This window comes from Rhizobium sp. 01N447_2 (assembly GCF_056399245.1).
This window is the reverse complement of record NZ_JBFTQY010000016.1, coordinates 26,023-46,994: the sequence shown is the minus strand read 5'-3', so window position 1 is coordinate 46,994 and position 20,972 is coordinate 26,023. Positions and strand designations below refer to the sequence as shown.

At 62.4% G+C, this 20,972-nt stretch carries 19 protein-coding genes and 2 pseudogenes; 11 read left to right on the top strand and 10 right to left on the bottom strand.

The window, feature by feature from the left end; all coding sequences use genetic code 11:
* Nucleotides 1-60 precede the first annotated feature (60 nt).
* On the top strand, nt 61-765 hold the full coding sequence (locus AC1ECN_RS13180) for an HAD family hydrolase (protein ID WP_018070170.1): 705 nt from the start codon (nt 61-63) through the stop codon (nt 763-765).
* A gap of 21 nt (nt 766-786) precedes the next feature.
* On the opposite strand, the gene AC1ECN_RS13175 is transcribed toward AC1ECN_RS13180, so the two are convergent.
* Nucleotides 787-1,290: a hypothetical protein gene (locus AC1ECN_RS13175; RefSeq protein ID WP_018070171.1), complete on the bottom strand. Its 504-nt coding sequence runs from the start codon at nt 1,288-1,290 to the stop codon at nt 787-789.
* Complete coding sequence (locus AC1ECN_RS13170; protein WP_027689602.1) at nt 1,287-1,916, bottom strand: DNA-3-methyladenine glycosylase I; 630 nt, start codon at nt 1,914-1,916, stop codon at nt 1,287-1,289. The genes AC1ECN_RS13175 and AC1ECN_RS13170 overlap by 4 nt, the downstream gene beginning before the upstream one ends.
* Nucleotides 1,917-2,144: 228 nt before the next feature.
* On the opposite strand from AC1ECN_RS13170, the gene AC1ECN_RS13165 reads away from it, so the two are divergent.
* The 3 genes from AC1ECN_RS13165 (at nt 2,145) to AC1ECN_RS13155 (ending at nt 4,623) form a co-directional block, all read left to right on the top strand.
* Nucleotides 2,145-2,894, top strand: a complete 750-nt coding sequence (locus AC1ECN_RS13165) for a L,D-transpeptidase (protein WP_027689601.1) — start codon at nt 2,145-2,147, stop codon at nt 2,892-2,894.
* 238 nt (nt 2,895-3,132) lie between these two features.
* A complete protein-coding gene (locus tag AC1ECN_RS13160; protein WP_075224363.1) occupies nt 3,133-3,825 on the top strand; it encodes a L,D-transpeptidase in 693 nt (230 codons plus the stop codon).
* A 123-nt stretch (nt 3,826-3,948) separates the two neighbouring features.
* Nucleotides 3,949-4,623 (top strand): outer membrane protein, encoded by a 675-nt coding sequence (locus AC1ECN_RS13155; protein ID WP_018070175.1) that lies wholly within the window; start codon nt 3,949-3,951, stop codon nt 4,621-4,623.
* Nucleotides 4,624-4,644: 21 nt separating this feature from the next.
* Here the strand turns inward: AC1ECN_RS13155 and AC1ECN_RS13150 are convergent, their stop codons facing one another.
* Genes AC1ECN_RS13150 through AC1ECN_RS13135 form a run of 4 tightly spaced genes read right to left on the bottom strand, consistent with a single transcriptional unit; the run spans nt 4,645 to nt 9,130 of the window.
* Complete coding sequence (locus tag AC1ECN_RS13150) at nt 4,645-5,085, bottom strand: hypothetical protein (protein WP_075224362.1); 441 nt, start codon at nt 5,083-5,085, stop codon at nt 4,645-4,647.
* Between the two features lie 42 nt (nt 5,086-5,127).
* Nucleotides 5,128-6,438, bottom strand: a complete 1,311-nt coding sequence (gene glcF, locus AC1ECN_RS13145; protein ID WP_075224361.1) for a glycolate oxidase subunit GlcF — start codon at nt 6,436-6,438, stop codon at nt 5,128-5,130.
* 56 nt (nt 6,439-6,494) lie between these two features.
* Entirely contained in the window at nt 6,495-7,694 is a 1,200-nt protein-coding gene (glcE, locus tag AC1ECN_RS13140) for a glycolate oxidase subunit GlcE (protein WP_130672015.1), read from the bottom strand.
* Nucleotides 7,691-9,130 (bottom strand): FAD-linked oxidase C-terminal domain-containing protein, encoded by a 1,440-nt coding sequence (locus AC1ECN_RS13135; protein ID WP_130672014.1) that lies wholly within the window; start codon nt 9,128-9,130, stop codon nt 7,691-7,693. Before AC1ECN_RS13135 ends, glcE begins: the two co-directional genes overlap by 4 nt.
* Nucleotides 9,131-9,289: 159 nt before the next feature.
* On the opposite strand from AC1ECN_RS13135, the gene AC1ECN_RS13130 reads away from it, so the two are divergent.
* A complete protein-coding gene (locus AC1ECN_RS13130; RefSeq protein ID WP_012756185.1) occupies nt 9,290-10,186 on the top strand; it encodes a LysR family transcriptional regulator in 897 nt (298 codons plus the stop codon).
* Between the two features lie 13 nt (nt 10,187-10,199).
* Here AC1ECN_RS13130 and AC1ECN_RS13125 read toward each other — a convergent pair whose 3' ends face one another.
* Nucleotides 10,200-11,051: a LysR family transcriptional regulator gene (locus tag AC1ECN_RS13125; RefSeq protein ID WP_130725816.1), complete on the bottom strand. Its 852-nt coding sequence runs from the start codon at nt 11,049-11,051 to the stop codon at nt 10,200-10,202.
* 408 nt (nt 11,052-11,459) lie between these two features.
* Between AC1ECN_RS13125 and AC1ECN_RS13120 the strand changes: the two genes are divergently transcribed.
* Complete coding sequence (locus tag AC1ECN_RS13120; protein ID WP_130660965.1) at nt 11,460-12,455, top strand: zinc-dependent alcohol dehydrogenase family protein; 996 nt, start codon at nt 11,460-11,462, stop codon at nt 12,453-12,455.
* Nucleotides 12,456-12,489: 34 nt separating this feature from the next.
* On the opposite strand, the pseudogene AC1ECN_RS13115 reads toward AC1ECN_RS13120, so the two are convergent.
* Nucleotides 12,490-13,653: pseudogene (locus AC1ECN_RS13115) on the bottom strand (adenosylhomocysteinase); the annotation flags it as partial.
* A 92-nt stretch (nt 13,654-13,745) separates the two neighbouring features.
* Entirely contained in the window at nt 13,746-14,654 is a 909-nt protein-coding gene (locus AC1ECN_RS13110; protein ID WP_130660964.1) for a LysR substrate-binding domain-containing protein, read from the bottom strand.
* Between the two features lie 233 nt (nt 14,655-14,887).
* Between AC1ECN_RS13110 and AC1ECN_RS13105 the strand changes: the two genes are divergently transcribed.
* From AC1ECN_RS13105 to AC1ECN_RS13085, 5 genes are all read left to right on the top strand, one after another.
* Nucleotides 14,888-15,418, top strand: a complete 531-nt coding sequence (locus tag AC1ECN_RS13105) for an NUDIX hydrolase (RefSeq protein WP_018497468.1) — start codon at nt 14,888-14,890, stop codon at nt 15,416-15,418.
* A 62-nt stretch (nt 15,419-15,480) separates the two neighbouring features.
* Nucleotides 15,481-16,980, top strand: a complete 1,500-nt coding sequence (locus AC1ECN_RS13100) for an inorganic phosphate transporter (protein WP_130654708.1) — start codon at nt 15,481-15,483, stop codon at nt 16,978-16,980.
* A 120-nt stretch (nt 16,981-17,100) separates the two neighbouring features.
* Nucleotides 17,101-17,838, top strand: coding sequence for a 16S rRNA (uracil(1498)-N(3))-methyltransferase (locus AC1ECN_RS13095; RefSeq protein ID WP_130660963.1), 738 nt, complete (start codon nt 17,101-17,103; stop codon nt 17,836-17,838).
* A 147-nt stretch (nt 17,839-17,985) separates the two neighbouring features.
* Nucleotides 17,986-19,359, top strand: coding sequence for a glutamate--cysteine ligase (locus AC1ECN_RS13090; RefSeq protein WP_130654706.1), 1,374 nt, complete (start codon nt 17,986-17,988; stop codon nt 19,357-19,359).
* Nucleotides 19,360-19,676: 317 nt separating this feature from the next.
* Nucleotides 19,677-20,543 (top strand): DUF937 domain-containing protein, encoded by an 867-nt coding sequence (locus AC1ECN_RS13085; RefSeq protein ID WP_130660962.1) that lies wholly within the window; start codon nt 19,677-19,679, stop codon nt 20,541-20,543.
* Nucleotides 20,544-20,688: 145 nt separating this feature from the next.
* Here the strand turns inward: AC1ECN_RS13085 and AC1ECN_RS13080 are convergent.
* Nucleotides 20,689-20,856: pseudogene (locus AC1ECN_RS13080) on the bottom strand (DUF1127 domain-containing protein); the annotation flags it as partial.
* Nucleotides 20,857-20,972 lie beyond the last annotated feature (116 nt).

The window sequence follows — 20,972 nt, the reverse complement described above, 5'->3', positions numbered from 1 at the left end:
TGCCCTTGTCTCGACACAGGCAGCCGATAGATTGCCGGCCATATTTTAAGAGGTGCGCATATGACGACGCGACCACTGACCACGATTGGCTTCGATGCCGACGATACGCTCTGGCAGAACGAACAATATTACCGGCTGACGGAAGCGCATTTCACCGGGCTGCTTGCCGATTTCGCCGAAGGACCGAAGATTTCCGAACGGCTGCTGGAAGCCGAGAAACGCAACCTTCGCCACTACGGCTTCGGCATCAAGGGCTTCACGCTGTCGATGGTCGAAACCGCGATCGAGATCACCGAGGGCAAGGTCCCGGCGAGCGTGATCGCCAAGATCCTCGATACCGGCCGGGATCTTCTCAACCATCCGGTCGAGACCATGCCGCATGTGCGCGATACGCTGGAGGCGCTTGCCGGCAAGTACCTGCTGGTCATGATCACCAAGGGCGATCTCTTCGATCAGGAGCGCAAGCTCGCCCAATCCGGGCTCGGCGACTTCTTCGATGCCGTCGAGATCGTCTCCGACAAGACGGCCGTCACCTATCGCCGCATCTTCGCCAAGGTCGGCGACGGGCCGGAGCGGGCGATGATGGTCGGCAATTCGCTGAAATCGGACATCGTGCCGGCAATCGCCGCCGGCAGCTACGGCGTCTTCGTACCGCACGAACTGACCTGGGTACTGGAACATGTCGACGAGCCGAAAGAGGCGCCGCGTTTCCGCAAGATCGGCCACCTCGGCGAATTGCGCGACCTGATCGACCGCCTCGGCTAAGCTCAGTTCGCAGTCCTTGTCCTATTGCTTGGCAGGCGCCTTTGGAAAGAGCGACGGGCGCTCCGGCTCGGCCGGCGGTTTCGGCTGCTGGGGGGCAGCCGCCAACGGCTCGATCAGGATGCTGAAGGGAGCGCCGAGGCCGCGGCGCGGCGAGACCTTGGAATAATAGGGACGCAGCAGCCAGGTCGCGTTTTCCTTGACCGTCGTCTCGAAGCTCGTGCCGTCCTCGTCGGTACCGAAGAAGGCCTCGTCATCCGGTTTCGACAGGTCGAAGATCGCCAGGAAGGCAAATTTGCTCTTGCTGGAAAAACTGATCTTCATGTGCTGGCCGGCGCGCACCGGCAGCGTATAGACATGGCCATTGCCGAACTTCGTCCAGCCCTTCAACTGCATGGTGACGGCCGGAAACTGCAGCTTCTCCAGCTTCTCGCCAGGGTCGAGCTGCGGCGTCTGCGCCATGGCGGAGACGGTCAGGAGGAAAAGGGCGGCGGCGGCGATCAATGTTCTCACGGAGTGATCTTTCATGGGCGATCCAGGGCGGTGCGCATCGCCTCGACCTCGGGCCGGCAGAAGCAGCCTTCCAGATGATCGTTGACGAGACCCATCGCCTGCATGAAAGCATAAACTGTGGTCGGGCCGACAAAGGTCCAGCCGCGTTTCTTCAGATCCTTCGAAATGACCACGGATGTCGGCGTCGTCGGATTGGCGACGATGTGATCACGGTCGACCACTGCCGGCCGCTCGTTATGGCCGGGTTCGTAGCGCCAGAAATAATGGGCGAGCGAGCCGAATTCGTCCCTGAGCTCTATTGCACGCTTGGCATTGTTGATGGTCGAGACGATCTTGCCGCGATGACGGATGATGCCGGCATCGGCAAGGCAGCGCGCGACATCGCCTTCGCCGAAGCGGGCGACTTTCTCGAAATCGAAACCTGAAAAGGCGGCGCGGAAATTCTCGCGCTTGCGCAGGATCGTCAGCCAGGAAAGGCCGGACTGGAAACCTTCGAGGCAGATCTTCTCGAAGAGGCGGACGTCGTCGGTGACGGGGCGGCCCCATTCCTCGTCATGATACCTGAGATAGTCGGGCAGATTGGCGTGCCAGTGGCAGCGGCTCCTGCCGTCCTCGCCGATGATGATGCCTGTCGCGCTCATGATCCTTCATTCTGCGGGGGTCCGCTTCGTTCTCCGGTCTTGATTCCGGCTTTACCATTTGCAAACCGTCTTTCCAAACCGAACGGTAACCCTGACGAAAAGTTTATCCGATCGGTCGGCTTTTCATGAATCGATCTTTACCATTCGCTGGCGGATTGGGTGGCAGCGTCTTCCCGGGCGGACATGTCCCGCCAGCGCATTTTCGGTCATTTGTAGAGAGTTCGTCCGATGATGAAACAGCTTGTTCTTGCCGCAGCCCTCTTCGGCATTTTCTCCACGGCCGCCCTTGCAGACGACCGCTACGCCACTCGCCCGCCCGTCGTGCTCAGCCCCGATCTGACGGCGCCCTGGATCAACCAGCTGGGCGGCGGCACGGTTCGTCCCGTCGTCTATCAGCGGCCGGTCATCCAGCCGCAGCAGCGCGGCCTTTTCCAGCGTCGGATCATCCGCCGGGCGCCGCAGGTGTCACCGCAGACCGTTTCGGCGATCAATCCCGGCATCCCGTCGATCCGCCATCCGATCGAACCGCAATACCTGCCGCAGATGGTCGACTACGACACCACGGAAAAGCCCGGCACGATCGTCATCGATACCAACAACCGCTTCCTCTATCTGGTGATGCAAGGCGGCAAAGCGCGCCGCTACGGCGTCGGCGTCGGCAAGCCTGGCTTCGAATGGGCGGGCGCCCACAAGATCACCCGCAAGACCGAATGGCCGGACTGGACGCCGCCTTCCGAGATGATCAGCCGCGAAGCCGCCAAGGGCCATTACCTGCCGGCGCGCATGGACGGTGGCGCAGAAAACCCGCTCGGCGCCCGCGCCATGTATCTCGGCTCGACACTTTACCGCATCCACGGCACCAACGCGCCCTGGTCGATCGGCAGCGCCGTCTCCTCCGGCTGCATCCGCCTGCGCAACGAAGACGTCGTCGACCTTTACGACCGCGTCAGCGTCGGAACCCGCGTCATCGTCATGTAAAGGTGGGCCAATACTTACAGCGCCGCGCGTCTTTTCAGATGCGAAAGGGACGCTGTAACCTTTAAATTGCTGCATAATTTCTCCTAAAGTCGATTCCGATTTGAGGATAAATTATGCAGTAGGAGCCGCAAGAACAGCCGGCTCCCCTTCTCCAAAATTGCTGTATCCGGCCACGCCGATCTTGAATCAGGCAGAAGTTCATGTAGCTTCGAGCGGATTTGCTTGAGGGGAATCGATCATGATCAAACTAATGCCGGGTCTGGCTGCTGCCGGACTTGTCCTGTCCTTGATGTCTACATCCGCCTTTGCAGCGCCTGCCGGCTCCGCGCCCGACAATGCACAGGCCCCGGCACAGATCGTGCGCGTGGCGCAGATGCCGAAATACGTGAAGCCGCAGTTCAAGCGCAAGAAAGTGCGCCTGGTGACGACGGAAGCGGCCGGCACCGTCATCATCGATACCAACAACAAGTATCTCTACCTTGTCGAAGGCAACAACCGCGCCACCCGCTACGGCATCGGCGTCGGCCGCGATGGCTTCGGCTGGTCCGGGGTCGTGAAGATCGGCCGCAAGGCCGAATGGCCAGCTTGGACGCCGCCGGCCGAGATGCGCCGCCGCGAGGCCGCCAAAGGACACATGATCCCCGCATTCCAGGAAGGCGGCGAGGACAATCCGCTCGGCGCCCGCGCCATGTATCTCTACCAGGGCGGCCGCGACACGATCTTCCGGATCCACGGCACCAACCAGCCCTGGACGATCGGCCTCAACATGTCTTCCGGCTGCATCCGGATGATGAACGAGGATGTGACGCATCTCTACGATCGCGCGCCTGTCGGCACCAAGGTGATCGTCATCGGCCCCGGCAACCGGCAGGGCAAGGTCGCGTTTGAAGACCGGGGCATCGACGTGCTGCGCACGATGTTTGGCGGCTGAGCAACACTTTCAAAAAAAACGAAAGGCGCATTTTGACGCGCCTTTTGTTTTGCTTAGACTTTGCGGCCGAAAGCTGGCAAACCTGCCTAAGAGTCGACACATTTGCAATATCGGGGCTATTCAATGACATATGCGCTGCGTTCCTCCGCTTCACTGCTTGCGGGCATCGCGTTTTTCACTATCTGTTCGGCAGCCTCCGCCTCGGCGGAAGATCTGCAATTCTCCGTCTACGGCGGCTACCAGACCGCGCCGCACAGCGGCGTCGATCTTTCCGACGGCACGCATTTCACCGCCGGCTGGGAAGGCAAGTCCTTCGGCAGCCCGCCTTATTACGGCGGCCGCGTCACCTGGTGGCTCGAGAACTTCAACAAGCCGAACTGGGGTATCTCGCTCGATTATACCCATGACAAGGTCTATGCCGACGACGATACGCTGGCCAAGACCGGCTGGTCGCATTTCGAATTCACCGACGGCCTGAACCTGATCACGGTGAACGGTCTCTATCGCTTCCAGGATCCGACCCGCCGCTGGACGCCCTATCTCGGCGCCGGTATCGGCGTGAACATTCCGCATGTCGAAGTGATTCGCCCAGAGGGCAAGACCTGGGCCTATGAATTCGGCGGCGTGACGCTGCAGGCCCAGGCCGGCGTCGACTTCAAGGTGACCGAGCGCTGGTCGACCTTCGTCGAATACAAGGGCACCTATTCGCGCATCGACGTTCCGATCGATAGCGGCGTGGACCTGAAGACCAACATCTTCACGAATGCCGTCAACGTCGGCGTTTCATTCCACTGGTAAGAATAAATTTCGGCTGCGGCGCTATTTGGTGCCGCAGCTGACCTTGCCCTCGACGGCATAGGGCTTTTCGCCGCCTGCTATCGTCAGGGAATATGTGCCGCTGAAATTTGCCGACGGCTTGCCGCGCTCACCCGCGACGACCACCAGATCCAGCGTTGCTCCGTCGGTATCGTCACTGCCGCCGTCAAAGACCTCCATAAGCAGTTCGCCGTCGCGCGACCAGTGATTGGTCAGGTGCTGCGATTCGAAAACACGCTTTCCGAATACTGTCGATTGGGCCTCATCCTTGACGATCAGCGCGCCGCGGAAATGGTTGAGCTTGTGGCCGGCATCGCTTTCGAAACCGCTTTCGAGCGTGAAGCGTGCTTCCTTGTCATCGGCGGAACAGAAATAGCGGCTATTTGCATGGGCGGTGCCTGCCGCACCGAGCAGTCCCGCAAGCACAATCATTCCCCTCCACATCGTCTAAACTCCCGAGACCGGCCCGATGGGCCTTCGTAAGCTTCAACCTAACGGCAAACCTGTTAATTTTTCCGGCACAGCGCCGCCGTAGGCCCAATCGAGCAGTTCGACCGTGTGCAGGATCGGAATGCCAGTGCCGGTAGCGATCTGGGTGATGCAGCCGATATTGCCGGTGGCAATGACATCCGCCTTGGTGGCCTCGATGTTCTTGACCTTGCGCGCCTTCAGCGCAGCCGAGATCTCCGGCTGCATGATGTTATAGGTGCCGGCAGAGCCGCAGCAAAGATGGCCTTCGGCCGGATCGCGCACCGCAAAGCCCGCCGCTTTCAGCAATTGCTTCGGTGCCAGGGTGATCCGCTGGCCGTGCTGCATGGAACAGGCGGAATGATAGGCGACCGTGATGCCCTTCGGCACGTGCGCCGGCAAATCGAGGGTTGCAAGATATTCGGTGACGTCCTTGGCCAGTGCCGAGACCCTCGCCGCCTTTGCGGCATAGGCGGGATCGAGGCGCAGCATGTGGCCGTAATCCTTGATCGTCGTGCCGCAGCCCGAAGCGGTGATGATGATCGCATCGAGGCCCTGCCCGTCGATCTCGCGCGTCCAGATATCGACATTGGCGCGGGCGCTTTCGAGCGCCTGTTCGGCGCGGCCCATGTGATGGACCAGCGAGCCGCAGCAGACCTCCCCTTCCGGCAGCACGACCTCGACGCCGAGCCGCGTCAACAGCCGGATCGCCGCCGCGTTGATGCCGGGATCGAGCACCGGCTGGGCGCAGCCGGAAAGGATCGCCACCCGGCCGCGCCGTTCCGTCTCGGGCAGGTAGCTGCCGGGTTTTGCGAAGGGCGAAGCAGCGGGGATGCGGCGCGGCGCAAGCGCCAGCATGGCGGCGAAGGGTTTCAGCGCGCCACCCCGCATCAGACCGGCGAAGGGCCGGCCGAGGCGGGCGAGATTGAGCGCCAGGCGGAAGCGGCCGGGATAGGGCAGCACGCCGGCAAGAATGGCGCGCGTCAGCCGGTTCATGAACGGGCGTTTGTAGGTCTTTTCGATATGGGCGCGGGCGTGATCGACCAGATGCATGTAATCGACGCCGGAGGGACAGGTGGTCACGCAGGCAAGGCAGGAGAGACAGCGGTCGATATGGGTGACGACCTCAGCGTCGGCGGGGCGGCCGTTTTCCAGCATGTCCTTGATCAGGTAGATGCGGCCGCGCGGGCTGTCGAGCTCGTTGCCGAGCGTCACATAGGTCGGACAGGTGGCGGTGCAGAAACCGCAGTGAACGCACTTGCGCAGGATCTGCTCGGATTCAGCGACATCGGGGTCGAGGAGCTGGGTCAGGGTGAAATTGGTTTGCATCTAGCGAGATCTCCGCTTTGGGAGGATGCCAGGTATCGTCAGCCCCATCTTATCCCTCATCCCATCTTCCCGGGATTAAATATGCCGGCCGGATCGAATTTCTCCTTCACCCGGCGCGACAGCATCGCCACCGCCTCGGGCTCGGGGTGGAAGGCAGCGGTGACCGCCCTCGCCTCATCGGAGGCACGGATCAACGTCGCGTGGCCGCCGCCGAGCGCCTTGATGTAGCGACGGACCTGCTCGGCTTCGGGGCCTGCCTCCATGCGCATCCAGACGAGGCCGCCCTGCCAGTCGTAGAAGGCGTCGACGCCGGCCCCAAGGCGGAGGGCTGCAACCAGCTGATGGCCGGTGCCAGGGGCGACCGAGACGCGCCAGACCGGCCGCGTGGTGCCGTCGGCATAGGGCAGGACCTCGCGGATTTCCTGCCAGAGCCTGGAGCTTTCCGGCTGTTCCAGCCGCGTGACCGTGGCGAAGGCCGACATGGCCGCCGCAAGCTTTTCGATGCGCACGTCGACCGAGCCCGGCAGGCCTTCGATGCGCAGAACCGTCGCCTCGCCCTCGGGCAATTTGCCGGCGAGGAATTTCCAGGTCACCGTCAGCGGCAGATGCGCCGCACCCGAGACTTCGACCGGCAGGGCCATCGCCGCCGCCATGGCGTTCGCCGCCTCGGCGTCGTTGAGGCCTGATAGCACCACCGTCCGCTCCGTCTTCGGGCGCGGCGGCACACGGAAGGTGACTTCGGTGAGAATACCCAGCGTGCCGTGCGAGCCGGCGATCAGCTTGACGAGATCGAGGCCGGTGACATTCTTCATCACCCGGCCGCCGGCCTTGATGATCTCGCCCTTGCCGTTGACGAAGCGCGCACCGAGCAGGCTGTCGCGGGCAGCGCCCGCGATCAGCCGGCGCGGACCGGAGACATTGGCAGCGAAGACACCACCGATGGTCGGCTCGCCCGATGTGCCCATCACAGGGCGATGATCCATCGGCTCGAAGGCGAGCATCTGGCCGCTCTCCGAAAGTGCCGTCTCAACCTCGGCAAGCGGCGTGCCGGATCGGACCGTCATGACCATTTCGCCGGGATTATAGGCGACGATGCCGGAAAGCCCGGTCGAGCGCAGCCGGTCTTCGGCGGAAACCGCATTGCCGAAGCCCGAGCGCGTATCGCCGCCGCGGATATCAAGCGACCGGCCTGCCTCCGCATGGGCACGGACGATCCCGGCGGCCTCTTCCTCGCTCGTCGGCATCAGATCGATCATGCGGCGGGACGTCCCTCGAGCGGAAAGACCTTCGACGGGTTGAGGATCCAGCCGGGATCGAAGGCGGCGCGCGCTGCCATCTGCTGGGCGAGATCGGCTTCGGAATATTGGTGGCGCATCAGGTCGCGCTTCTCGATGCCGACGCCATGTTCGCCGGTCAGGCAGCCGCCGGCATCGACGCAGAGCCTCAGGATATCGTTGCCGGCCGCCTCGGCACGGGCGGCATCTTCGGGATCGTTGGCGTTGAAGAGGATCAGCGGATGCATGTTGCCATCACCGGCATGGAAGACGTTGGCGACACGCAGGCCGTAATGATCGACGATCTCGGCGGTCCGCTTCAGCACGTGGGAGAGCTGGCTGAGCGGCACGGTGCCATCCATGCAGATATAATCGGCGATGCGGCCGGTGGCGCCGAAGGCGGATTTGCGGCCCTTCCAGATCAGTGCCGCCTCGGTCGCCGACTGGCATTCGCGCACGGTCTTGACAGCGTGCCGGCGGGCGATCTCGACGATGTCCTTCAGCGCGGCGTCCATTTCCGCTTCCGACCCCTCGACCTCGACGATCAAAAGCGCACCGACATCGAGGGGGTATCCGGCATGGGCGAAGGCCTCGCAGATCTCGATCGCCGGCTTGTCCATGAATTCGATCGCAACCGGGATGATGCCGGCGGCGATGACATCGGCAACGCAGGCGCCAGCCTCCTCCGAGCTCTCGAAGCCAAAGAGCACCGGGCGCGCGCCTTCCGGCTTGGCGATCAGCCGCACCGTTGCCTCGGTGACGATGCCGAGCTGGCCTTCATGACCGCAGACGAGGCCGAGCAGGTCGTAGCCTGCCGCATCCAGCGCCTTACCGCCAAGCTCGATCACCGTGCCGTCAACCAGCACCATCCTGACGCCGAGCAGATTATTGGTGGTGACGCCGTATTTCAGGCAGTGGGCGCCGCCGGAATTCATGCCGATATTGCCGCCGATGGTGCAGGCAAGCTGCGAGCTCGGGTCAGGCGCATAGAAAAAGCCGTCCGCGGAGACGGATTCGGAAATATTGAGATTGGTGACGCCGGCCTGGACCACGGCGACCCGGTTCGGCAGATCGATTTCGAGAATGCTGTTCATCTTCGACAGGCCGAGCACGACGGCATCCTCCTGCGGAATGGCTCCGCCGGAGAGCGAGGTGCCGGCGCCGCGCGGCACGACGGGAATGCCGTAGCGATTGCAATAACGCATGACCGCCGAAACCTCGGCCGTGGTGCGCGGCAGGGCGACGGCGAGCGGCAGGCGGCGGTAGGACACGAAGGCGTCGGTTTCGAACGGCACCAGCTCGCGCGCCTCATGCACCAGGCATTCCGACGGCAGAAGATCGGTCAGATCGGCGACGATCTGGGCTCGGCGCGCCAGCACTTCGGCGCGCGGCTCGAGAAACGAAATGGCGTCGGACATGGCGTTCTCCCTGGCCCTGACGACGGGGAATGACAGCGGGAAGATGACAACGAAACCGGCCGCGACCTCCCTGCCGCCGATAAACCGGCTTAGCACTTTCCCGAAAGTGGCGCAAATGCTAAGCACTTATGCCAAAAGGGGAAAAAGTCACAAAACCGTATGACCAATCTGGGTGATCTCGAAATCTTTGCCAAGGTCGTTTCGACCGGAAGCATGTCGCTCGCCGGGCGGGCGCTCGGCTTTTCGCCGGCCGTCGTCTCCAAACGGATCAAGCGGCTGGAGGACCGGCTCGGCACCCGGCTTCTGCAACGCACGACACGGCAGATCTCGCTGACGGAGGCCGGACAGGGCTTCTACGACCGCGTTCTCGGCATTCTCGCCGGGCTCGAAGAGGCAGAATTCTATATTTCCGGCCGCTCGGCGCAGATGCACGGCACGCTGAAGATCTCGGCCCCGACCTCCTTCGGGCGCATGCATATCGCGCCGCATCTGAAGGATTTCATGGAGGCGCATCCGGAGCTTGCGATCAACCTGGTGCTGACCGACGAATTCAGCGACATCGTCGGCGGCGGCTTCGATCTGGCGATCCGCATTGCCGAACTCACCGATTCGAGCCTCGTTGCCCGAAGGCTGGCGCCGGTGCGCCGGCTGCTCTGCGCCTCGCCGGATTACCTTGCGTCGCATGGCGAGCCGAAGCACATCGACGAGCTGAAACGCCATCGCTGCCTGCCGGCCCACAATAACGACACCTGGCGGCTGAACGGGCCGGACGGGGCGCTGAGTCTCAGGCCGGAAGGCTTGCTCGTCACCAATTCCAGCGAGGTGATCCGCGAGGCGGTCATCGCCGGGCTCGGGATCGCGCTGCGCTCCACCTGGGATATCGGTGAAGAGCTCAAGGCCGGCCGGCTGGTGCAGGTGCTGCCGGCCTATGAGAGCTCGCACAATGTCGCGCTGTCGGCCGTTTATCCCAGCCGGCAGTTCCTGCCGGCCAAGGTGCGGCTGTTCATCGACTATCTGGCAGAGCTTTATGGTCCCGTCCCCTATTGGGAGCGCTGACGGCATCACCGATTCAGCGCGCCAGCCTCTCGATGACAAGGTCCAGCAGGGCGCGCAGCCGCGCTAACCGCTTCATGTCGCGGTGATAGCCGACCCAGGTGTCGCGGCCGGGTGGCGGTTCACCGAGATCGACCAGTTCGATGGCCGCAAGAGAATCGCCGAGCGGCCGCGGCAGGACGGCGAGCCCGGCTCCGTTGGCGCAGAGCGCAGCCTGCACGTCGCGGCTGTTGCTGCGCGTGACGATGTCGGCCTGCGGCAACAGGCGCCACAGCCAGCCGACATCCGGCATCTCGCCGAAAGCCTCGTCCATGGTGACAAGGCGGGCGCCCGCGCCGTCGCCGGCTTCGGGGTGCGGTGCGCCGCGACTGATGTAAAGGCCGTATTCGATATGGATAAGCTTGCGCGATACGATCTCCGCTTCCGTAAAAGGCTGGATGCGAAAGACGAGGTCGGCTTCGCGTCGCGACAGACTGAGAAGCCGGCTGTCAGTCAGCAATTCGACCACCACCTTCGGATGAACTTGCGAGAATTCCGCCAACACAGGCGAAAGCACGTGCGCGCCGAACCAGTCGGATGAGGACAGCCTGAGTAAACCATCGAGCTGACGGCTGCCGCCGGCAAGGCTCCGCTCCATGGCGAGCGCCTCCTCCTCGATGCGTTCGGCGCCGGCGAACACGGCTGCGCCTTCGTCGGTCAGGACGAAGCCATCGGTCGTGCGCTGAAAAAGCGTCTGGCCGAGAGAGGCTTCAAGGGCACGCAGCCGTCTGCCCATCGTCGGCTGCGTCAGCCCGCGGTTGCGGGCTGCTGCCCCCAGCGTGCCGAACCGCGCGATCGCCAGAAACAGCCTGAGGTCACTCCATTCCATCGCTAGAGCCTTTCCGGGTTAGATTGAAGCATTCTGCCGGAGCAGATTTCGTCGGGGCAGAGGCGATCGGCGAAGGGCATACCTTTTGGTACGTCCGAGCCGATCGCCTCTGATCCTGGCGGAAAGATGCCCGGCCCTTCGGGTTGGCTGAAACGGGCCGGCTGATCGACCGGCCGGCTTGGCCGTAGAACTGGGCTACGACGCGCGCCGGTCGGTCGACCATCCGACTCCGTTTGAGCCAACAGAATGCTTCAATCTAACCCGGAAAGGCTCTAGCATCCGCCAAACAAAAATGCATGGACTTCAGTCGTTATCTTTCATTTTCATTCGAGTTTCAATGAAGCATCTTTCTTCCACGCCAATTGCGGTGTTCCTACCGACGCCGCACCGCGAACGAAGGAGAGTTCCATGTCTGTACAATCAACGATGAAAGCGCTGTTGGCTGAAGCACCGAATTCACCATTGCGCATCGCCGATATTTCAAAACCGGTGCCCGGCGAAGGCCAGGTCCTGGTGCGCATCAAGGCAAGCGGCGTCAATCCGCTCGACCTCAAGATCCGGGCCGGCAATGCGGCCCATGCCCGCCATCCGCTTCCCGCCATTGTCGGTATCGATATGGCCGGTGTTGTCGAAGAGGTCGGAACTGGCGTCAGCGGTTTTCGCCGCGGCGACGCGGTCTACGGCATGACCGGCGGGGTCGGCGGCATTCAGGGATCGCTTGCCGAATTTGCAGCTGTTGATGCCGCGCTGCTGGCGCCAAAGCCGCAGAATCTGTCGATGCGCGAGGCAGCCGCCCTGCCGCTGATCTCGATCACCGCCTGGGAGGGGCTGGTCGACCGCGCCGGGGTCAAGGCCGGCCAGAAGGTTCTGGTGATTGGCGGCGGCGGTGTCGGCCATATCGTCGCGCAGATCGCCAAGGCTGCCGGAGCCGAGGTCTATGTGGTCGACGGCGCGTCGAAAGCAGACTATCTCGCCGGCCTTGGCGCAACGCCGATCGATCGTGACGCGGAAACGGTGGAAACCTATGTCGCAAGACACACCGGCGGCAAGGGTTTCGAACTGGTCTACGATACCGTCGGCGGCCAGGGGCTCGATACGGCATTCCGAGCCGTCAGCCAGTTCGGCCACGTCGTCAGCTGCCTTGGCTGGGGAAGCCACGCGCTGGCGCCGCTCTCCTTCAAGGCCGCCACCTATTCCGGCGTCTTCACGCTGCTGCCGCTTCTGACCGGCGAAGGACGCGCCCATCACGGTGAGATTATGCGGGAGATGACGAAGCTCGTCGAAGCCGGCAAGGTGATGCCGAAGCTCGACCCGCGCAGCTTCACCTTTGCCGATACAGATGAGGCGCATCGGCTGATCGAAGACCGGCAGGCGGACGGAAAGCTCGTCGTCGAGATCGACTGATCTTAATCCGTCGGCTCTTAATCCATCGGCGGAATCAGCGCGCCAGATCGAGATAGGCGTTCGCCACCATCGCATCGATATCACGGGGCACAGGCACGATGCAGGATTGGGGATCGGCCTCACCCCTGGCGATGCGCTCCAGGCAACGGGCCTGGAGGGTGAAGCCGAGATCCATCGATTCGACCGTATTGCCGAGTGGCCGCGGTCCGGCGAGATTGGCCATGTGGCCGCCGCCCAGCACATGAAAGAAACGGCCGTCGCTCAGATGGAAGGTCTCGATATGATCGGCCTCATAGCGGTCGATGCCGATGACATCGGGGTGGCGGCGGAAGGCTTCGACATCGATCTCATGCGGGAAATGGCCACCATTCATCAGGATCGCGCCGTCCTTGACGAGCGGCAGGTCGGCCGCCGTCACGATACCGGCAAAACCCGTGACGGTGACGATGATATCGGCCGAGCGGATCGCTGCGTCGCGCAGCGGCGTGACGAAACCATCGAGATGAGCTTCGAGCGTCGTCACCGGATCGATATCGACGACGCTGACGGTGGAAAAGGCATTGCGGAAACAGGCAGCCGTGCCCTTGCCGCAGGCGCCGTAGCCGAAGACCGTCACGCGCTTGCCGTTGGTGGAGCGGTTGCTGAAGCGCAGGTAGCTTTCAAACAGGCTCTGGCCGACGGCATGCCTGTTTTCGGCGAACTGCTTGATCGGGCTGTCGTTGATGACGAGGATCGGCATGTTCAGCCGCTCGCGCAGCGGCAGCAGGCGGGTGCGGCCAGAGGTGGTTTCCTCGGTGCCGCCGCGGAGATTGGCGTAGGGCTTTTCCGCCGCAATGGCGAAGAGATCGCCGCCATTATCGAGCAGCAGATCCGGCTTTTCCGCGATGACCGCTTCGAGGCTCTGGTGATGCGCGGCGGGATCGGTCGTCTGCGTCGCGAAGACCGTGATGCCTTGGGAACGCAGGAATTCGACCGTCGAAGGCTGGGTGCTGTTGAGATTGCCGGTGCAGACGAGACGCGCGCCGCCGGCGCGAAGCGTCATCAGCAACGCCACCGTCTTCGGCTCGAGATGAATGCCGGTGCCGATCGACAGACCTTCGAAGGGACGCGTCCGCTCGAATTCGGCGGCCGTTGCCTTGAGCAGCCGGCAGCTATTGCCGATCCACTCGATGCGCATTGCGGTCTTTTCCATCATCTCTTTCCTACGTGAGTGTTGGTGCCGTTTTTAGCGGAGCAACAGGGCTGCGAGTATGGAAGTAATTCTGGCGAGGGGGCAGAAAATCTGCCCTTTCAGGCCGGTGTCCCGCAACGAAGCAGCCAACCGGACAAGGCCGAAAAGGCTGGCCGTTTCGCATCCGGCGTCCGGCAACAGAGGCTGTAACCGGACGGCCGGGAGATGAAACCGTAGGGCGCGACCAGATGCCCGCGCTGAAGATCGTCCTCGATCGACGCGCGCGGGGCAAGTGCGATGCCAAGCCCGGAGCGGGCGGCACCCAGCGCCAGCAGCAGATCCTCGAATTCCTGGGCGCGGGAAAAGACGACCGGCGGCGTGCCGCTTTCGGCAAACCATTCGTCCCAGAGCCTCGGAACGCTGCGGCTGGCGAGCATCGTCAGCGCGCCCATCGCCGCTGGGTCCTTGGACAGTGTCGCGGCAAGCGCCGGGGTGGCGACCGGGCCGAACTCGTCCGCCATGAATCGCAGCGCGGCGATGCCTGCGGCCGGCCGATATTCGCCGCCCATGATCACAGCGTCCAATTCGGGGTGCATCTGCAGTGGCTCGACCATGGTCATCGGCACGATGTCGACGGTATCGCCGAGGCTCGCCTGCATGCCTGCCACGCGCGGCATCAGCCACCAGACCGCGAAGGCGGAGGGCACGCCAAGGCGGATGCGGCCCGGCACGACGCCTTCGAGTTCCGAAGCGGCGCGCAGCAGAATGTCGAAAGCCGCGCTCGAAGCCTGGGCGAAAGCGCTGGCCTGCGGGGTCGGGACCAGCCTGCGGCCGTCACGCGTGAAGAGCTTGCGGCCGAAGTGATTCTCCAGCGTTGCGATCTGCTGGCGTACGGCGCCGCGCACCACCTTCAGCTCTTCGGCAGCCTTCAGAATGCTGCCGTGACGGCAGACGGCCTCGAAGGCGCGGACGGCATTGAGCGGTGGAAGACGCATGGGGACGACATTCACAAAATCATAGTGGATCACTAGATCTCGCCATTGAACGAAAGGCAAGATCACGCCATATTGTACAGCTGTGCAATATGACGCATTCGAGACAGGGTGTGACGGATTTTCCGAACCTGTCCCACCTCGATTTCCCCTATGAACGGCGATCAGATCGCGTTTCGAGTCATACTGCGCCTTTTGAATTGCGTAAGCTTTCCGTGATATACGTATATGAGTGATTCCTAACGACGACTGCGAAGGTGACCCGACCATTGACTCTTTTTGCCCGACTGGCTTCCGATGTGCAGCTGATGTTCCGGCGTCCGCCGCGACAGCAATATGGTGCGCTCTGCTATCGGGTGAAGAAGAAGAGCGGTGAGGTCGAGGTGCTGTTGATGACGAGCCGCGACACCGGCCGCTGGGTCATTCCCAAGGGCTGGCCGATGACGCGCAAATGCGCCCATGAGGTCGCGATGCAGGAAGCCTTCGAGGAAGCCGGCGTCCGCGGCGTCGTCGAAACGGAAACGCTTGGCGCCTACACCTATTCGAAGGTGCTGCGCGACGGGGTGCAAGTGATCTGCAAAGTGCAGGTCTATGCGCTCGAAGCCACCGACATGGCGAAGAACTTCAAGGAAAAAGGCGAGCGCCGGATCGAATGGGTTTCATTCGACGAAGCGGCCGGGCGCGTGCGTGAACCGGAGCTCCGCCACCTTTTCCTCGCCTTCAAGCAAAGGATGGGCGACAGGCTTGCGGCCAAGGCGGCGAAGCAAATTCCAGAAGTGAAACAAATTCCGGCGGAATGAATCCTGCCATCTTGCACTGCTAGGAAAGCAGCGTAGAAGCAGATTCATCCTCAGGAACAAGAATGCCGCCACGTCCCGCAGTCCTCACAAAACGTACGCTCGACAAGGACCTCGACAAGATCACCCATGCCGAGGACGTGGCGAAGCATGTTTTGCGGCGGCTGGTGACGCCTGGACTCGGGCTGATCTTCCTCGGTCTGGCCATGCTCTTTGCCGGTGTCTATGTGTTCGACCGGCCGGGAGCAGTGCTCGTCGTCGCGGCGGCAGCCCTTGCCGGCTATATGGCGCTGAACATCGGCGCCAATGACGTGACCAACAATGTCGGTGCCGCCGTCGGTGCGCGCGCCATGACGATGGGCCAGGCACTGGTCATCGCTGCGATTTTCGAAGTTCTTGGCGCCACGGTCGGTGGCGGCGACGTCGTCAAGACGATTTCCGCAAACATCGTCGACGCCGTCCAGGTACCACCGGCGCTGCTCGGCTGGATCATGATGGCGGCGCTGATGGCCGCAGCTCTCTGGATCAACCTCGCAACCTGGATGAACGCGCCGGTTTCCACCACCCATGCGATCGTCGGCGCGGTGATCGGCGCCGGCGTCTCAGCCGTCGGACCGGAGCCGGTGAACTGGCGGGTGATGCTGGAGATCACCTCGAGCTGGATCACCTCGCCGCTGATCGGCGGGCTGATCGCCGCCGGGCTGCTTTATCTCGTCAAGACCCTGATCATCTACCGCGAGGACAAGGTCGCGGCCGCACAGCGCTGGGTGCCGGTGCTGGTCGCGGTGATGGCCGGCGGCTTCATGGCCTATATGGTGCTGCAGCTCTCGCCCCCGGGCAGGTTCCCGCCGCTGACCGTCCTCCTCATCGGGATCGGCATCGGGCTGGTGAGCTGGCTTGCCGCCCGGCCGCTCGTTGTCGCCCAAGCGCGGGCTCTCGAAAACCGCAACAGCTCGCTGCGGACGCTGTTCCGGCTGCCGCTGATCGGCTCTGCGGCGCTGCTGTCCTTCGCGCATGGCGCAAACGACGTTTCGAACGCGGTCGGGCCGCTGTCGGCGATCGTCCATTCGGTCGGCATCGGTGGCGGCGGCGGCATCGGGCATCCGCCGCTCTGGGTGATGCTGATCGGCGCCTTCGGCATCTCCGTCGGCCTCCTGCTCTTCGGCCCGCGCCTGATCCGCCTGGTCGGCGAGGAAATTACCAAGCTCAATCCGATGCGGGCCTATTGCGTCGCGCTGTCGACCGCCTTCACCGTCATCGTCGCCTCCTGGCTCGGCCTGCCGGTCAGCACCACGCATATCGCCGTCGGTTCGGTCTTCGGCGTCGGATTCTTCCGCGAATGGTATACGCGCCATTCGAAGCGCCGCATCGCCTATATAAGGCGCAAGGCCGAGAGCTTTGATATCGACGAGCCGGAAGAGCCGAATATCCACGAGACACGGCGGCGCTATCTCGTGCGCCGTTCGCATTTCATGACGATCGTCGCCGCATGGATCGTCACCGTGCCGGTTTCGGCAGCGCTTGCGGCAATGATTTATTGGGTTATGTTCGCGCTCTTCGTCTAAAGCGCGTCGCGATCTTTCAGATCCGCGTGCCGCGCTTTAGGTCTTTATTTTCTGGCATGTCATGATCGCAAAACCGCTGCACAGTTTTGCGAGACATGCTTCAAGACTTCGAGTTTTTGAATGCGCGCCAATTTCCGCATGCAACGGCTTTTCGTCGACGCGCCGCTTACGCGCGGTGCCGTCGTGGAGGCGAATGCCGATCAGTTCAACTATCTCGGCAATGTGCTGAGGATGGAGGAAGGTGCAGAGATCCTGCTCTTCAACGGCCGCGACGGCGAGTGGAAGGCGACCCTTACCTTCCCCACGCGCAAACGCATCCTTTTGACGGCAACCGAAGAAACGCGGCCACAGCCGCAGCCTTGCGACCTGCATTATCTCTTTGCGCCGCTCAAGGTCGGCCGCATGGACTATCTCGTGCAGAAGGCGGTCGAAATGGGGGCCGGCCTGCTGCAGCCGGTCATGACCCAGCACGTCCAGGGCAAGATCACCAATCTCGACAAGCTGCGCGCCAATGTCATCGAAGCGGCAGAGCAATGCGGCATTCTCGGCATCCCCGATGTGGCCGAACCGGTGAGGCTTCTCGACCTGCTCGACCGCTGGCCAACCGAGCGCCGCATCATCTATTGCGACGAGGGCGATGCCGGGCAGAACCCGCTGCCGGTGCTGTCAGCGATCAGGGAAAGACATCTCGCCCTGCTCGTCGGGCCGGAAGGCGGCTTTTCGGAAGAAGAGCGGGCGCGGCTTCGAAGCCTCGATTTCGTCACCGCCATTCCGCTCGGACCACGCATCCTGCGGGCCGATACGGCAGCCGTTGCGGCCCTGGCGGTGGTCCAGGCGGCGATCGGTGACTGGAACTAAGGTCGAAAACGGGTTGACATGGAAATCGCTGTTATTTTTTTGATGCGTCGTTGAAAGAATTTCACTTGCAACATGGGTAGCTTGGGTCCTAATCAGCCTTCCAATTGCCCGGCCCCCTGGGCGCCTTTTTGAATACAGGTATCCCGCATGGCCCGCGACACTACCGACCAGACACCGCTCTCTTCGGTCCAGGATCTGACCGATTATATCGCCGCCGGCAACAAGCCGCGGGAGCGCTTCCGGATCGGCACCGAACACGAGAAATTCGCCTTCTTCCGCGCCGACAACAGCCCGGTTCCCTATTTCGGCGATGCCAGCATTTCGGCCCTTTTAACCGGCCTGCAGAAAAAAAGCGGCTGGGAACCGATCACCGACAGCGGCAACATCATCGGCCTTGCCGAGCAGAACGGCATGGGCGCGATCTCGATCGAGCCCGGCGGCCAGTTCGAACTCTCCGGCGCACCGCTGGAGACGATCCACGAGACCTGCAAGGAATCGAACCAGCATCTGGCGACGCTGCGCGAAATCGCCGAGCCGATGGGCATCCGCTTCCTCGGTATCGGTGGCAGTCCGAAATGGACCTATGCGGAAACGCCGCAAATGCCGAAATCACGCTACGAGATCATGACCCGCTATATGCCGAAGGTCGGTACCCAGGGTCTCGACATGATGTACCGCACCTGCACGATCCAGGTGAACCTCGACTTCTCCTCGGAAGCCGACATGCGCAAGAAAATGCGCGTCTCGATGAAGCTGCAGTCGCTGGCGACCGCCCTCTTCGCATCCTCGCCCTTCACCGAGGGCAAGCCGAACGGGCTGCTCTCCTGGCGCGGCGATATCTGGCGCGACGTCGACAACCGGCGGGCCGGCCTGCTCGACTTCACCTTCCGCGACGACTTCGGCTTCCGCGACTATGCCGAATGGGCGCTCGATGCGCCGATGTATTTCATCGTCCGCGACGGCCGCTATCACGACTGTACCCATGTCACCTTCCGCCAGTTCATGAACGGCGCATTGAAGGGCGAGGTCGCCGATCCGGCGCCGACGATGGGTGACTGGACGAACCATCTTTCGACACTCTTCCCCGACGTGCGGCTGAAGCGTTTTCTCGAAATGCGCGGCGCCGATGGCGGCCCGTGGCGCCGCATCTGTGCGCTGCCGGCCTTCTGGGTCGGCCTGCTCTACGATGATGCGGCACTCGATGCTGCCGACGAGTTGACGAAGGATTGGACCTTTGCCGAGATCAGCGCCCTGCGCAATGCCGTTCCCGCCGAAGGGCTGAAGGCGCAATTTCGCGGACATCCGCTCTTCGACATGGCGCGCGAGGTGGTCGGCATATCAAGGGCCGGTCTCAAGGCGCGTGGCAAGCTCAACCGGGAAGGCCAGGACGAGAGCATCTTCCTGGCGCCGCTCGACGAGGTGCTCGCCAAGAAGGCGACGCTCGCCGAGGATCTGCTGTCGCTCTATCACGGCCGCTGGCACGGCTCCGTGGAACCGGTCTTCGAGGACTATCAGTACTGAGCCTGAGCTAGAGCGGTTCAGCTTTTCATGGAATTGCTCTGACAGCCCCCATTTTTTCGACTGTCTCCGAGCAGCGGAAGTGAAGGCCGGCCAGGTGGTGCTCCACGCGAAGCGTGTCGCGATCTTTCAGATTCGTTTGCCGCGCTCTAGATCTTTGCTTTTCCGCATGTCTTTATCGCAAAACCGCTGCTCACTTTTGCGAGACATGCTTTAGCGAAACTCCTCCCTAAGTTCTTATGGCAAAAAGCCGTTTGCGCATTGCCATTTCCGGTTATAGTGGCGTTACAACGCGTCACGACCCGGGGAAAGGGACTTCCATGCTGCCACTCTTCGACATGATGATGCAGGCGCAGAACGGCGCCGCGATGGAGGCGATCGCCCGGCAGTTCAACCTCGCGCAGGAACAGGCGACGAAGGCGATGGCGGCGCTGATGCCGGCCTTTTCCGCCGGGCTGAAACGCAGCACCAGCAATCCCTATGATTTCGTCGGGCTGATGCAGGCGGTCTCCTCCGGAAACTACGCCCGATATTTCGAAGATATGAGCCGGGCCTTTACGCCGGAGGGTATTTCCGACGGCAACAACATCCTTGCCCAACTCTTCGGCTCGAAGGAGGTTTCGCGCGCGGTCGCCGCCCAGGCCGCACAGATGACCGGCATCGGCCAGGATATCTACAAACGGATGCTGCCGGTGCTGGCCGATACGCTGATGGGCGGGCTCTTCAAGCAAACGACCGGCCAGATGGCCTCGCCGGTCAACCCCTTCGTCAACACCGCGATGAACGAGACCATCCAGAAATGGCTGGAAAGCACCGGCTTTGCGCCGAAGCCGAAGACAGCTCCGGAACCCAGCATCTTCGACAATCCCTTCACGCAGGCGATGCAGCTGATGTTTTCGGTGCCGAAGCCGGAAGCGACATCGCAGCCGAACCCCTTCCTCGACAATCCCTTCGCCAAAGCCTTCCAGGAGATGATGGGCGGGCTTGGCCAACAGCCGTCGGCCCAGACTAAGACCAAGACGCCGGAGGCGCCGAAGGAAGAGGCGAAGGTCAATGCCGACAGCTATACCGAGATGCTGAACACCATGTTCGACAGCGGACTGGAAGTGCAGAAGAACTACCAGAGGAACCTGGAAGCGATCTTCGAAACCTATCGGCCGAAGCCCTCGTCCAAGACGAGCGAATAACCCCGAATGCGGCGCATTAGAGCGCCGTGCGTCCTTTCGGACGCACAAAGGACGCTCTAACTCTTTCAATCCTCGCATCGTGCTTTCCGAAAATCGAGTCCGATTTTCGGGCCGATGCGCTAGGGCATAAAAAAACCCGGAGATGGTCCCTCAGTTGAGCGTCGCTCAGATCGTGCAGCGTGTTGATATCCATTCGATTGCGGAACCCGCGAAAGAGGGAGGTCAACGGTGCGAGGCCTGCTGCCAGACGCTGGGGAAACGTCGGGGTGAGCTTGCCGCAGTCGAGTTCTATTGTTCTGTCTGTCATCCGCATGGGACTCTCCTTTCTTTCGATTTTCTTTTAGGCGCGCAACAACCCACCCCTCCCGCGAGGTCGCACGGGAAGGAGCAAGGCTGAATTGGCTCGGACAGGCAGGGTGTCTGTCCTTC